We start from the raw sequence: 14,167 nt of genomic DNA, 5'->3' as shown, positions 1-14,167 counted from the left end.
CCTCAGGATTCGCGTTCGCCGGTGCTGATCGTGTACGACTCTTCTACGTCCGTTATGAAAATCTTGCCGTCTCCGTAAGCTCCTTTTGTTCCGGTTCGTGCACTGTCCATAATGGCTCGGACTACAAAATCCTTCTCGTGCTTGTGAGCGACCACCATGAGCATTTCTTTGGGGAGTTCATCGTATACTACGTCCCCTAGTTTGAGGCCCCGCTGTTTCCCTCGTCCGGCAACCTCGATCTTGGTGACTGCCGGATAACCCGCTTCCAGCAACGATTGCATTACCTGTGCACTCTTTTCAGGTCGCACTATAGCTCGAATCATGATCATAGGTTCAGCTCCTTATGTGGTATGCATGCTTTCGTTCAATTGAGAAGTCCGTATTCAAGGAGGATCTTCTCGAGGTTGTCGGTGTGCATGGGGGTCGGGATTACGAACATTTCGTTCTCGTTTACCGCTTTTGCCAGATTGCGATAATGTTGCGCCATTTCGCAGGTGGGATCGTACTCGATCACGGTCTTGCGGTTGATTTCAGCACGCTGGACCATGTTGTCCCGGGGCAGAAAATAAATCATCTGGGTTCCAAGTCTTTCTGCAAAAGCTTTGATCATGTCCTTTTCGTTGTCGACATTTCTGCTGTTACAGATCAGACCGCCCAAGCGGACACCGCCTGTTTGTGCGTATCTCGTGATTCCCTTACAGATGTTGTTTGCTGCATACATGGCCATCATTTCGCCGGAGACGACAATGTAAATCTCTTGAGCCTTTCCCTCTCGTATTGGCATGGCGAATCCGCCGCAGACCACGTCGCCGAGCACGTCATAAAATACATAGTCCAGATTTTCACTCTCGTCGTATGCTCCAAGAGATTCAAGGAGGTTGATGGAAGTGATGATTCCTCGGCCTGCACATCCGACTCCGGGTTCGGGACCTCCCGATTCGACACAGAGAGTTTCCGCGAATCCTTCTTTCCGAACATCCTCCAGATCCACGTCCTCCCCCTCTTCCCGGAGAGTGTCCAAAACGCTTTTCTGGGCCAGACCGCCGAGAAGCAGTCTTGTTGAATCTGCTTTGGGATCGCATCCGACCACCATGACCTTCTTCTCCAGTTCGGCCAAACCTGCCACAGTGTTTTGTGTGGTTGTTGATTTGCCGATCCCGCCTTTTCCATAGATTGCGACTTTTCTCATGATATTAACCGCCACATCGAATTTGCCGTGGTAAGAGGCAACAAGCGTGCCAAATGATGAAACGCGGTCGCTCTCTTCTCAAGGAAGCTATTTCGTTGAGTATTTTCATTAGGCCTGCATCGTCGGCAATGCTGTAAGACCTTACGGCCTGCGGGACGCATCTACGAAAATGTCGGTCGTCCTACATTTTTGCAGACACCTCTGCAATTTCCATGAACAGAAAATTCCGCCGCGTCCGCGCTACGACCGCTCTTGCAGCCACTTGTACCAATGCGCGGCCAAAGAAGTGACATTGGATGAACCCGGCCCTGGCAGGTCTCCGAAGCGAAGTCAGGCAGCGCCGTTCGTAGCGGAGGAGATTTGCCGGAGCTGGCAATGAACGAGCTTCTCGATGTTACTTGCATGAAAGCGAATTGGTATTACTGCATATCCGCTGAAGCTGCGGCTTGGGAATTGCTCAATTGATTTTTCGTGTCTCGTGGTCTATTGTCGGAGTGTGGGCCTGTTTACAACCGCTGGATTTCACGGCAAACCCGCCCCAGTCTGGAAGCTTTCTTATGATTCCAGGTATCGTCGGATCAATCGCTTGTCTCGTCCGGGTCATAATGTGCATCGATCTCGCGTAAACGGTATGCCGTATACTCTATTACTGAGGGTTTCCTATGTTCAGAGCCAAAGATGTCATGAAGCAACACTTTCGCGCACTCACTCCCCACATGACAATTGCTGAAGCCATTCGGCAATTTCAGCGGGCAAGCTCAGAGGAACAAAGACGTGTATTCGGCATGATTGTGAAGGACGACGAAGGCCGTCTTGTCGGCATGCTGTCGATGTATGACATCTTATTGCTCATCCGACCGAAACATACCCAGGTCTGGGGAATCATGACCGATATTGAGGTCTCAGGTGTCTTCGAGGTCATAGCCGACCGCGCCAAGTCCGTTCGGGTGGAAGATCTCATGACGCCCGACGTTATAACAATCGCTCCGGATACGCATGTCATGCACATCTTGGACATCATGATCAAGAAGCATATTCGGAGGCTCCCGGTGGTGAACGATGGAGTTATTGAAGGCATGGTGTACCTTTCCGATCTCTTCTATTTTCTGGTGGAAAAGGTATCTCGTTAAAACCGTACTCGTACTGGCAGCCTTCTCAGTCCCGAAGAGGTATGAAGATGACTGAATCGGCTAAGAAGACTGTTCTCTCGGATGTGACCGTCCGAGATGCCATGCGCATTCAGATTACTGCCTTACCCTCCGATTCCTCCATCATTGCCGGAATCAGAATACTGATAAAGTACAAAAACAATGCGTTTCTGGTCACCAATGAATACGGTGAGCCTGTCGGTGTTGTCTCGAAAACGGATATTATGGGTGCTTACTATGCAGGACTTTCGCCCGAATCTCCCGTAAGCCACATCATGGTTTCGCCTCCGCTTTTCTGCAATCCCGGTGATTCACTTGAATCGGCCCTTGATATTATGCGCACCCAGCGAGTTTATCGGTTGTACGTTCTTGATGAAATTCGCCAGAGGGTTATCGGCGTCCTGGCATATCCGGACATTGTAGGGCTACTCTACGAATATTGTCGATCCTGCGATCGAAGTATCACGAACCACAAGAAGGGGTCAGGAGATTCCCCTGAAGAGACGCGAATCCTTGTCAAGGAGGTTATGATTTCGTCGGTTGTGTGGTTCTACGAGAGTAATAGCCTCATTCAGATAATGGAAGGACTTTCAGAACACAGGTGTGGGGCAGTGCTCATCAAGAACGCTCAAGGCACTCCGATAAGTGTGGTATCAAGGACCGATCTCATTCTGGCATATCGCCGAGGCACACCACCGGAAGTTCCGGCAAGTGATATACTGGCGTCATCTCGTGTCCATTCCTGCCAGGACTCGAGCTTTCTCGAAGACGCTATACGCAAGATGATCGTGACCGATCTTCAAAGGCTTTTCGTGTGGTCGGGATCACCTGAAAACATAGTCGGAGTAGTCTCCTTATCCGATGCGGCAAGAATTCGCTCCGGCTCCTGCCATGCCTGTATTAGCAGCCGCATTCGTGTAGAATAGACTCACTATGGCGCGTGCTTTCAGTAATGCGTAGGGAAAATCCCCCCTTATCTCCCTTGTAATATTTGCTTTCAAAGTTAGACGAGATCCTCTCTACCCCATAGGCGCTAACTTCACTGCAATTCTTTGTCCCGCAGGGACCAAAGAAAATAGCCCGGTAATTCATTGCCGGGATTTTGTGTATCAGCCGTCCCTCCGGGACTCTAACATCATTAGGTTTTTTCCTTATCCGGCGATGAATCGCCGGCCTATTGTCAGTTGTTCCTCCGGAACAAACGACCAAAAACGCCAGAAGTTAGCGCCTATGCCCTCTACCCCCATTTATTAAAGGGGGGGAATGGGGGGATTTTTCATCTGGAGAGAATTTTTGAATGCCTGCTATATTAGCGGCTTCAGGCACCTACCTCTTTATATTCCCGGATCTTTTTAGCGAGTGTTTCTTCCAGCAGTCTGAGTTTGCCGCCGGCATCATCCAGCTTGGAGCGACGCTCTGCAAGTTGATCCTCATTAGAAGCCAAAGCTGCAACCCACTTTGCACGCAACTCCTGCTCCTTTGGCACGTTTGAACCAAGTGCCTGGAGATTCGACCGTATTCGACCCTGTTCCTCAGTCAGCCGCTGCACTTGTTGAGTCCACTCTGCTATCTGCCGTTGTAAGTCGGATTTTTTCGCCATGAGGTCACTCAACTCCTTCATAAAGGCCCGGGCTCCCTGAGAAAGGTACGGTTGGGACAGATAGAAACGGATCTGTTCTTCGGTGCTCTTTGCCAGATGCACTGTCTCGTGTACGTTGCGCTTCTCTTCAACAACGAAGTCAAGGGTCTCGCCAGGCTTCAGCGGCACCTCGAATCGATAATGGTTGTCTACTTCCTTGAGCGGCTTTTGTGGCTTGCTGAGACTGTAACCGCTATTCTTGGGATGATTGAGCCATAGGGTAGCGGACTCCCGGCCGCGATTTGCGATCTTCCAGGTATTTGTCAGAGTCTCCGTGGATGTGAGCGTGAGTATCCCATCTGCAAGAGTGGCCTTGAAATGCGGTTCCTTCTTCATTCTTACGTCCGGAGTGACGTCCACCGAAGGGTCCACAGCGTAAGGAATCACCTGCTGACTGCCAGGGGGGAGTGTATTTGCCAGAATCCCTTCGCCAAGTGACATGCTGCCTTCAAAGAAAGTGACAGCGCCTGCTTCCAGGGTCAGGTCCGTATCGTTTCGCAGGACAAAGGCATTGGTCACCTTTGGCGAAAAGGACGCTTTATAGAACAGAAGCCGTTGTCCGTTGACCTGTTTTGATACGATGGGGACCATTGCCGCCTGTCCACGGGGAATCGAAACCTTCTCCTTGGGCTCATAACTGAACATTTCACCAACTTTAACACCTTGGCCGCTGCCATAACTGTCGGCTAGGAGTTGTCCCAAGGACTTTTGAGTTTCATCCGCATCAGCCGATACACGAGGCGCTGAAGGTTGCGCTAGTTGGGGCCCCATGAAGTATTGAGTATGGGGAACCTTTGCAGCACTCTTCGATTTAGCTTTACGTTCCAGTAATTTTAACTCAATTTCCTTTGCAGACGCAGCATCCGGGGATGACACCGCACCCCAATCCACTGCCAAATCGTGCAGTCCCGGAATAGGCACCTGAGGGCGCTTCACGTAGTAGGGTGAATACAGATCCATCACATAGGACATCGGATTCCCTGCCACAAAGGAAATCTGAACGTTTTTCCAATCATCCTCGGTGTTATTTTCCGCCAATGCCCAGCCCTGGAGCAGCGTTGAAGCATTCTTCTTTTTCTCGTCGAATATGACACGGTACGAGCATTTCCAAATGGGCATTTCGATCAGGTAACCCATCCGAAGAGCTCGTTCGCCCTGTCCTGTTGCATTTAAGGTGAGCTTCTTGCGGTTGGTGTACTTGCTGTCGAGCGTAATATCGAGGAGTCTGCGAAGATCGCGCTGGAGCGCCTCGTCAGTCAAGCTGAATTCCGATACCGCAAAGAGATCCAGGGAGCGGATCGGACCCGCTTCAGTCAGCAGAACCAGGCGGTAACCTTTCTTCACGGGCTGATTGTTGACAATTTCCATGACGGGTTCAACACCAAGGATGCGACCTTCGACGGTTTCACCCGCTGCTTTGGCTTTTAGACGAGCACCTTTGAGTTGCGTCAGAAACTGGCTGAGCGCTGCTTCCTCAGGCACCTTGATGAGAATATCCTGGAGCTGCTTCGACAGTGGATCGCGGGTTTCGTACCGAACAGCGGAGATCTTGCCGCCACTGAGATCCACGGCAAAGAAGCTCGTGAGAAGATCCTTCATCTGATCGGTGCGAAAAGCTAAAGAGAGCGTCGCGTTGTCTTTGACCTTCCCCTCCCGCTCGAGGTAGCCCATGCCATGCTTGTACAGTACTACCTTGGTGACCGGGGGTGGTTCGCTCGCTGCGAATGCGATTCCAGCAGTTAGCCATATAAAAAGAGAGAATATTGCTGTCACCACGAATGGTTTTTTCATGCCGATCTCCTTTGTTCTCGTGAATACCATGATGCTTCAAAGTTCTTCATAGAACGTTGTCACAGTACTTAGGCCAAATATGAAGCCAAACGCCTTTGAGCTATTCTCATTTTTTCTTTCGACACCAAGTCAGCAGGATCATTTCTTCGCGCCATGCTCTATAAGCACCTTTTCGATTTCTTCGATATCTTTCCCGCGAGCCAGACTCAGAGCCGTCTTGCCATTTCCGTCCCTTGCGTTCACTTCAGCACCTTTTTCCAATAGCAAATTCACCAATGCCAGATTTCCGCTTTGGGCCGCATGCATGAGAATTGTGCGGTTGGCAGGATTATCTCTAGAGTTAATGTCGGCACCTCTGTCCAGGAGTACTCTTACGACTTCTACGTGACCTCGAAGGAATACGGCATGATTTAGTGCATTCCTGCGATGGACGTCTATTTCATTGATATGAGCGCCTCTGTCGAGAAGCAGCTTTACCACGTCGGCGTGACCTGCTGCCGCTGCGGCCATCAAAGACGTCTGCCCCTGCTCGTTCTTGGCATCTTTATGTACTCCTTTATCAAGAAGGAGGGTGATGGCTTCCATTTGGCCACCCATTGCCGCTGCCGTCAAAGGTGCGGGTTTATTGAGTGTGCCTTTTTCATCCGTATTCAAGCCGTTGGCAGTGAAATGCTGAATTGCCTCCAGATCGCCTACGAATGCGGCCACCGCCAGGTTAGTGGGTTTGGCGCCGTGTTCGATCAGAAGCTTCGCCATTGCGATCTGCTCTCTACCGCGCATCCAGGCATTTTCCATCGCTTTGACCAAAGCATTCCGGCCATTTCCGGTTTCTGCATTCACGTCAGCGCCCTTTTCCAGAAGCAATTTTGCAACTGCTACATGACCTCCCCATGCAGCGGCCATCAAGGGTGTCTCGCCGGAGTTGCTTCTTGAATTAACATCGACGCCTTTGTCCAAAAGCTTCTTTACCTGTTCCACACGACCGTTCATAGCTGCGTGAGTGAGGTCGTTTATATCCCCCGATCTTCCGGGTTGACGTTGCGTGAACATGAACGACAATGTGCTTTCCGGTTGCGGCTCAAAGTCTCTGATTTCGTACCTCACTAAATTGTTTGAAATAGTTCTTTGCTGTACCAGGTGCTTTTTTGTTTCAGACTGAGAAAAACCCCAATGGGTACGATCTATACCTCCTCTTTCCGTGCTGTCCACGATGAAGGAAGCGCTTCCGAATTGCCAGAGCCTCTTCATAGTATTGAATTGCCTGGGAGCTCTTCCCCGAACGACAATAGACCGAGCCGAGGCTGTGCGCTGCCCACTGGGCAAGGTCAGGCTGGCCGGTTGCTTTCGAAAGCTTGAAGCACTCTTCAAGATACGGGACCGCTTGGGAATATTCATCCTTACGGAGGAGAATACTTGCCAGTCCGGACAAAGAATCAACTTCGTCCTTAAGACTCTTAGCTTTTTTTGCTAATTCCAACGATTTCTCATAGCATTCTTTTGCTTTAGCATCTTGACGCGAATCGAGGTAGGTACGTGCCAGTGAAAGGAGGGTTCCTCTTGAGCGGACCGAATCACCTCCCTTTTCATATGCTTTGAGCGATTGCTCATAATATTCCGCAGCCTTGGAGTACTCTTTTTTGGCGCTGAAAAGGTTGCCCAGGCCGGCGAGAGAATTCGCTTCCCCCCAGGACCATCCCATCTTTCTCTTTAGCTCGAGTGACTTCTCGTAACATTCTATGGCTTTGGCGTACTGATGCTGATCTGCATAGAGAATCCCCAGGTCGTTGAGGACTTCAGCTTGACCGCCTTCATGGTTGATTCTTCTGAAGATACCTAATGACTCCTGAAACTTCTCTTCAGCCAGTCTCAAGTTTTTCTGCCGGCCAAATGCCAGTTTACGCCCTTCGCGGTCAATCCGAAAAGCTTCCTGCGCTTCCGGGCTTGTTTGGGGAGTATTGTTCGCGTCGCTCGCTGGAACGTCTCCAATTCTCTCGAGCCAGAGATCTACTGTTGCCAGAATTGCCAATGATGTTATGGCTGCTATTCCCAAGACGATGAGTATTCGCTTGAACATAACCGTCTCCTGTCTAATTTGGGTCAACTAAAAAAGGCTCTACTGCTCCTAAGTAACATTGGATTACCATAAGATAAATTGTTTAAGAAATGTCAGACCTTAGCCAAGAGCATCCTTGATCCTTACTGATTGGATCAACTGTTTGGTGTGTGGGTTGATTTGTTAATGATGCCTCTCTAACCCAAAAATAATGCGGATCGCATCTCCCCCTGAATTGGCGGAAAACTCAATGCTTCAGTCGTCTGGCTCAAAAAAAGGGGAGGCCCCGCGGCACAGCGTACCTTCGCCCACGGACAGACGTCAATCTTTTTCCTTTTCGAACTCTCCAATCGAATTAGATCTCGGCTCTGGGCAAGAATAAAAGCATTGACAATATCAGTTAATTGTTGCCATACTTAACGTTAACGTTAACGTCAACGTTAAGATGTGACCGGCTATGAAATCCGATCCCAAGAACAAACGGTACTCAATATCCGACCTGGCTCTGGAATTCGATATCAGCCCCAGGTCCATTCGCTTTTATGAGGAAAAAGGTCTGCTTTCGCCCAAACGTACGTCAGGCAATCAGCGCGTCTATGGCAGAAGGGACAGGGCCAGACTGAAATTGATTCTCCGCGGCAAACGTTTCGGCTATTCCCTAGAAGAAATAGCCGAGATGATTGGCATGACCGATGCGGAAAAAGGAGAAGTCGAACAAATCAGGGCTTCGCTGGTGTATGGCGAGAAAAAACTGAAAGAAATCAGGGACAGTATTGAAGGACTCAGATTATTGGAACGAGACATCCTGAGTGTCAAAGAAAAGCTCTTGAAACGCTTGAACGAACTTGAAGAGGAGGATCGGTAAAAATGAACCTTGTTCAGATGCTTGACATGAACGCACGGAAATTCGGCCCCAAGGAATGTATCAGATACGCGGGTAACACGCTGACATATCTGGAGTTAAAACAAAAAGCAGAGCAAGCCGCTGGACTTTTCCAGAGTTGGGGGATTGTTCCGGGAGACAAAGTTGCGTTAATGAGCCAAAACACGCCCGCTTTTGTGGTCGCATTCTATGGAATTCTCAAAGCAGGTGCGACAGTGGTGCCCATAAACCACAAGCTCATGGCGCCTGAAGTTGACTATATCCTTGAACACAGTGAATCAAAGGCTTTGTTGTTTGACGGAACTCTGGCACCTGTCGCGAGCAAGGTTCAAACGAATGTCCGAAAAGTGGCAACAGATTCCCCAGTCGAAGGGTTCGACAGTTTTGAATCTGAATTGGCTTCATCGCCTCTCTTCAGACCGGTGAACGTCTCAGACGATTCAATAGCTGAAATCCTGTATACGAGCGGTACTACGGGCAAACCCAAAGGATGTCTCCACACGCATCGTAATGTCATCATGGCGGGAATTGCAGGCGCACTTGCGGTGAAGATCAACGAGAACGATCGCACGCTCATGGCAATGCCCATATGGCATTCATCCCCGTTGAATAACTGGTTCATGGGAACTCAGTATTTGGGGGGAACCACGGTATTGATCCGAGAATACCATCCGCTCCATTTTCTCCAGGCAATTCAGCAGGAAAAATGTACCGTGTATTTTGGAGCACCCATTTCGTACATCATGCCTATTCAGATGATCCCTCAATTCCAGGATTTCGATCTCAGTTCCATGCGCTGCTGGATCTACGGTGGCGGCCCCATGGCGGCAGACACTGCCCTGATGGTTATGGAAAAATACCGATCAGACAATTTCTACCAGGTCTATGGCATGACCGAAGCCGGTCCGACAGGCACCGTGCTGCAACCTGAAGAGCAGATAAAAAAAGCCGGATCAATCGGGAGCAAAGCCCTTCCCGGGGCAGACCTCAGGCTCATAAAGTTGGACGGCACTGAAGCCGGTCCCAACGAAGTCGGTGAAATATGGCTCAAAGCCGATAGCATGATGAACGGCTACTTCAAGAACGAATCCGCCACACAAGAAGCGTTCAGCCGTGGATGGTACAAAACCGGGGACATGGCCCGCATCGATGAAGACGGATACCTCTTTATCGTCGACAGGATCAAGGACATGATCGTCACGGGCGGCGAAAACGTGTATTCCAAAGAAGTTGAAGATGTCATCATAAGTTGCCCGGGAGTCATGGAAGTTGCTGTTATCGGTGTACCCAACCCCCAATGGGGCGAAACGGTTGCAGCCTTTGTAGTTCCTGCAAAGGATCAACAGATCACTGCAGACACGCTCAAGACGTTTCTTGCAGACAAATTAGCAAAGTACAAAATTCCTCGGGTATTCGAGATCGTCGAATCTCTGCCGCATACCCCGAGTGGGAAGATCCAGAAATATCAGTTGCGAGAGAAAATCAACTAATGCCATTTCGCAATCATGCATATAACATGGTGAAGACTGAGGTGTTCTGAGCGGAGTGATTAGACGGCTTTGCGTCGTCCGGAGCGTGGGATACCTCTAGCCTCCCACATTATGAAAAGAAAAAGCGAATTGGTATAAGTGTTTCACACAAGGGGTAATCATATGTTTGACTTCTTACTTACCGAAGAACAATTGAAGTTGCGTGAAGCAGCTCGTGATCTCGTCAAATGGGTGCCTCGAAAGATGATCCTGGACATGGATGCCGACAAGATCACCTTTCCCAAAGAATTTCTCCAGGAAGCAGCCGGACGCGGACTTTTCGGTTGCCGCTATCCGAAGCAATGGGGCGGTCAGGAAATGGATTGGGTGACCTCCTGTATGCTCATGCAGGAAGTAGGCACTCTTGGTTATATTTTTGCCTGCACCTTTGGGATAGGATCGGAACTCGTCTGCGATGCTATTATCTTGCACGGCACGGACGGGCAGAAGGAAAAGTACGTCAAGCCACTTATCAAGGGCGAACTATTTGCGGCTGAATGCTTGACCGAGCCCAGGGGTGGTTCCGACTTCTTCGGCACTACCACCACGGCCGTGGATAAAGGGGATTATTTCCTGCTCAACGGCCAAAAACGCTTCATCGTAGGAGCTGAAGGAGCAGATTACTTCCTCGTGTACGCGCGAACAGACCCCGATGCGGAGCCGCACAAAGCGCTCACCTGTTTCATTGTCGATCGTTCTGAAGGAGTTGACACGAAATATCTCTATGGGCTCATGGGATGCCGAGGCGGCGGTGCGGGACGGGTGGTTTTCAAGGACGTAAGGGTCCCCAAAGAAAATATTATAGGCAAGCTTCATGGCGCTTATAGTGTTTTCAACACCATGATGATTCCGGAAAGATTGGGAACTGCGGCCATGACCATAGGGGCAGCCTCCCCTGCGCTGGACGTGGCAACGAGCTACAGTTCGCGGCGAAAGGCTTTCGGGCAGGTTATCAATCAGTTTCAAGGAGTAAGCTTTCAGGTTGCCGAAGCGGCTATGTTGCTGGATGCTGCCCGTTCAATGGTCTATATGACCGCTCGTGCGGTCGATGCTGGTTCCGAGCAAAATCTGATCCGGAGAATGGTATCGGAGACGAAGAAATTCGTTACTGAATCTTGCCAAAAAGTAGCACATAACGCTATGCAGGTGATGGGTGGAATCGGTTACACAAACGTGTACCCCATCGAACGCATATCCCGGGACCTTCGCCTTGCTTCTATCTGGACCGGAACGAATGAAGTTATGTCTGTGATCGCCGCGAGCGAATGGTATAGAGAGTACGCGAAAATCAGGGCTGCTCGTCTGCCTCGTGACTATGAGGCCGATTCTGTAGCATCGGACGAAGTTGAAGAGAAGATATACGAATAGCGTAGTGTTGCCGCTCCCCATGCATTCGGGCGCGGCTTTCCGGACTGGAGGCATAGAGTTTCATGGTGCGTCTGGGGCTGAACTTCTCGCTTGACAAGTTCAGCGAATCCCGGTAAACTTATCTTTTGCATCGATCCCGAAGATCGGCGCAAAAGAGTCGGGGCGTAGCGCAGTCTGGTAGCGTACCTGAATGGGGTTCAGGTGGTCGCTGGTTCAAATCCAGTCGCCCCGACCACGGATTTCATAGATAAACCGCCTAGTTGCTTTTCCACGGCATGGGCGGTTTTTCTTTTGAGAATGACCAGTGCGGGACTTTTGCGGGACTCGTCTCCGCAAACCCTGTTCGCAGCAGCGATAAGATTCCCCAGTTCGGCCTGAGAATAATGCGTGGTGATCCGCCCGGATTTGTGCCCGAGCAAATCCTGCCTGTCCTCGAATGACACCCCGGCAGCCCTGAGTCGTCTGCCGAACGTGTGTTTCAGATCGTGCACCCGCACTTCCTCAAGACCTGCCCGCTTCCTTGCATCGCGCCAGGCACGACCATTCATCTTGAGAATCCGTCTCCCCCGGTATGTGAAGACATACTCAGGATGAACTCCCCGCATTTCATCTACGACACGCTTGGCGATTCGATTCAGAACAACAAGGCGTTCTTGCCTGTTCTTCACCATCCCCGCCGGAATCAGGAAAACGCTGGTCTTCAGCTCGGGAATTTCAACTTCCCACTCCCAACGCAGACTACAGACCTCCTGTTCAACGAATCAAACGCAGAGATTGATAAGCGGCTCGTATCCTGCGCTTTTTTCTTCAAGCGCCATTTTTTGCTTCTTGATTTTTGTTTCGGCGGCGAGTGCCTTCTCGTGAATTCGAGATAGCTCGGGAAAAGTGAACTCCGATCTTAACCTATCCGCGTCTTGGAGCAGGCGCATCGTTGGTTGTTGCTCCATAAGTTTCCCAGGTTGCTCAAGACCTTCGATGATCTGCACGCACTCGGCTCTCATGTCCGTGAGCACCCCGGATGCTTCCATTTTGGCTTTTCTGACGAAAGGTGTGACCAGTTTGCGGATGTCGCGAACCGACAGCTTTTTTGCGATTGCCTCTCTCGCGCAATCAACCATGATCTGATCGATGGGACACTTGGCAAGCTCCTGGAGCTGCGAGGCTCCGAAAGGAGCCGTATCTACTCCTCTCTTACCAAGTTTGAGGTCCGCATCTCCCCCTAGTTTCAACCTTCGGATGGTCCCGGCATGGCGGAAGTCTCTTCGTTCCTTCATCTCGGTGATCAGGCCCGGCTGAAGTACAAATTGGATTGCAATCACTTTGCTGGTGTGCTTTTGTTTATCCTCGGATTGACGATCCGTGTCCTCCACGAGTTTCCCAATTTCATCAAGGGACATTTTCCGCGACGTTTCTCCCAGGTTGTCGAAAAAGGCTGGAGATGCTTCCACGAGATCTTGGAACGTGCCTTCAAGCGAGTCCAACAGAGATGGCGTTTCGCCAAGCGCCTGAGCAGACGCCGTTGCGGTCACTATGGTAGTGACAGGAATGACTTCCCGATCATCAGCCTCGCCACTGCCGTCAGACTCCCGAACTTCTACGGATTCCAGATCAATGTCGGATTCGTCTTCGGCCCCATCTTGCTCCACATGATCAGGCAGACCAGACTCGCTGATCGTTGTCTCCGAATCGGCCGATTCAGGTGAGCTATCTGCGCCCGCAGGAGCCGTCGAAGTGCCGGAATGTGCCGCGAAGAGCGCCGAAAAAGCGTGGAGATCGAAATCTAGTGCGGTTTGCCGCGCCGTCGTATCATCTTTATTTCGGATGTCCTATCCTCGGTTAGATAGGTCCTATCCTCGGTTAGAGTCGTTACTCCAGGAATGAACTGCATTCCAACTTTGGTCAACCGCATGTGTAGCCTTCCGGTCCGGCCCGTTTCTCGGGCCTCAATCCCCTCAATGGGATTTCGCATTTCGTTGTGGGACGTGGCGCCTATTTCATAATCGTGGCATTGGAATCAAGGCGATTCTCCCAGTAAACGAACGCCTCCAGTCTTAAGCGAAGCGGAGCATCTTACACCTGGCAAAAGGCGAGAAGAAATTGCCGATCGGTGTGGAACATCAGTTTCAGAATAGTTACCCATCGCGACCGGCAAAATTCGAGAGCCCTCGCTGAGTCAATTGCCGGGCTTCCCATAGGAGAAAGAAGTTAAGCCCCGTACCGGTTGATTTATCTCCCAGTGGAACTCTTTCCACCCGATCCCCGCCTTGTCTCCACCAATCTGAGGTGCTTGAACCGAAGAAGAACCACCCATCACATGATCTGTCGCCAGCTTGTACCTACCAGAGCAGCATAACCCCCGAGCAGGTTTCTGATGTGCACGGGGGTTACGGGAGCAAAGAGAGTGGCTAGAGACGTACTACATATTACAAAAACGTGCCACAACAAGTCAACAGAATTGTGCGTCTAATGAAAATATCTTCTCAAATGGGTCGCTAGGCTTATCGTGTAAGGAGAGAGCTTCCAGACTGCAGCTGTGAGACCCCAGCACGTCGGCATCGACCTCGCGC

General features: G+C 50.6%; 11 protein-coding genes, 1 tRNA gene and 1 pseudogene. 6 read left to right on the top strand and 7 right to left on the bottom strand.

Annotation, left to right across the window (positions count from 1 at the left end):
* Positions 1–2: 2 nt before the first annotated feature.
* The gene (locus DESTI_RS27210) at positions 3–329 is read right to left on the bottom strand and encodes a P-II family nitrogen regulator (RefSeq protein ID WP_014813166.1); all 327 of its coding nucleotides are present in this window, start codon (positions 327–329) and stop codon (positions 3–5) included.
* Between the two features lie 35 nt (positions 330–364).
* Positions 365–1,189 (bottom strand): nitrogenase iron protein, encoded by an 825-nt coding sequence (gene nifH, locus DESTI_RS27205; RefSeq protein ID WP_014813165.1) that lies wholly within the window; start codon positions 1,187–1,189, stop codon positions 365–367.
* A gap of 662 nt (positions 1,190–1,851) precedes the next feature.
* Here nifH and DESTI_RS27200 point away from each other — a divergent pair.
* Both DESTI_RS27200 and DESTI_RS27195 read left to right on the top strand, forming a co-directional pair.
* Positions 1,852–2,319: a CBS domain-containing protein gene (locus tag DESTI_RS27200; RefSeq protein ID WP_014813164.1), complete on the top strand. Its 468-nt coding sequence runs from the start codon at positions 1,852–1,854 to the stop codon at positions 2,317–2,319.
* A 47-nt stretch (positions 2,320–2,366) separates the two neighbouring features.
* The gene (locus DESTI_RS27195; protein ID WP_014813163.1) at positions 2,367–3,263 is read left to right on the top strand and encodes a CBS domain-containing protein; all 897 of its coding nucleotides are present in this window, start codon (positions 2,367–2,369) and stop codon (positions 3,261–3,263) included.
* Between the two features lie 392 nt (positions 3,264–3,655).
* Here DESTI_RS27195 and DESTI_RS27190 read toward each other — a convergent pair whose 3' ends face one another.
* From DESTI_RS27190 to DESTI_RS27180, 3 genes are all read right to left on the bottom strand, one after another.
* The gene (locus DESTI_RS27190; protein ID WP_014813162.1) at positions 3,656–5,767 is read right to left on the bottom strand and encodes a hypothetical protein; all 2,112 of its coding nucleotides are present in this window, start codon (positions 5,765–5,767) and stop codon (positions 3,656–3,658) included.
* A gap of 138 nt (positions 5,768–5,905) precedes the next feature.
* On the bottom strand, positions 5,906–7,015 hold the full coding sequence (locus tag DESTI_RS29560) for an ankyrin repeat domain-containing protein (RefSeq protein ID WP_083846926.1): 1,110 nt from the start codon (positions 7,013–7,015) through the stop codon (positions 5,906–5,908).
* The gene (locus tag DESTI_RS27180) at positions 6,918–7,841 is read right to left on the bottom strand and encodes a tetratricopeptide repeat protein (RefSeq protein ID WP_014813160.1); all 924 of its coding nucleotides are present in this window, start codon (positions 7,839–7,841) and stop codon (positions 6,918–6,920) included. The genes DESTI_RS29560 and DESTI_RS27180 overlap by 98 nt, the downstream gene beginning before the upstream one ends.
* Positions 7,842–8,277: 436 nt before the next feature.
* On the opposite strand from DESTI_RS27180, the gene DESTI_RS27175 reads away from it, so the two are divergent.
* The 4 genes from DESTI_RS27175 to DESTI_RS27160 all read left to right on the top strand — a co-directional run bounded on the left by DESTI_RS27175 (position 8,278) and on the right by DESTI_RS27160 (position 11,835).
* Complete coding sequence (locus DESTI_RS27175; RefSeq protein ID WP_014813159.1) at positions 8,278–8,685, top strand: MerR family transcriptional regulator; 408 nt, start codon at positions 8,278–8,280, stop codon at positions 8,683–8,685.
* Positions 8,686–8,687: 2 nt separating this feature from the next.
* Positions 8,688–10,193, top strand: a complete 1,506-nt coding sequence (locus tag DESTI_RS27170; RefSeq protein WP_014813158.1) for a class I adenylate-forming enzyme family protein — start codon at positions 8,688–8,690, stop codon at positions 10,191–10,193.
* 162 nt (positions 10,194–10,355) lie between these two features.
* Positions 10,356–11,600 (top strand): acyl-CoA dehydrogenase family protein, encoded by a 1,245-nt coding sequence (locus DESTI_RS27165; RefSeq protein ID WP_014813157.1) that lies wholly within the window; start codon positions 10,356–10,358, stop codon positions 11,598–11,600.
* A 158-nt stretch (positions 11,601–11,758) separates the two neighbouring features.
* Positions 11,759–11,835 (top strand) — tRNA-Pro (locus tag DESTI_RS27160).
* Here DESTI_RS27160 and DESTI_RS29555 read toward each other — a convergent pair.
* Together DESTI_RS29555 and DESTI_RS27150 are read right to left on the bottom strand one after the other, a co-directional pair.
* Positions 11,798–12,355: pseudogene (locus DESTI_RS29555) on the bottom strand (tyrosine-type recombinase/integrase); the annotation flags it as partial. The gene DESTI_RS27160 and the pseudogene DESTI_RS29555 sit on opposite strands and share 38 nt — an antisense overlap.
* A gap of 6 nt (positions 12,356–12,361) precedes the next feature.
* Positions 12,362–13,246 carry a hypothetical protein gene (locus tag DESTI_RS27150; RefSeq protein ID WP_014813156.1) on the bottom strand — a complete coding sequence of 295 codons (885 nt, stop codon included), beginning with the start codon at positions 13,244–13,246 and terminating at the stop codon, positions 12,362–12,364.
* Between the last annotated feature and the right edge of the window lie 921 nt (positions 13,247–14,167).

Source organism: Desulfomonile tiedjei DSM 6799 (assembly GCF_000266945.1).
Lineage (GTDB): Bacteria > Desulfobacterota > Desulfomonilia > Desulfomonilales > Desulfomonilaceae > Desulfomonile > Desulfomonile tiedjei.
Note: the sequence above shows the minus strand (reverse complement) of the source record. Positions and strands in the feature narration are given on the sequence as shown.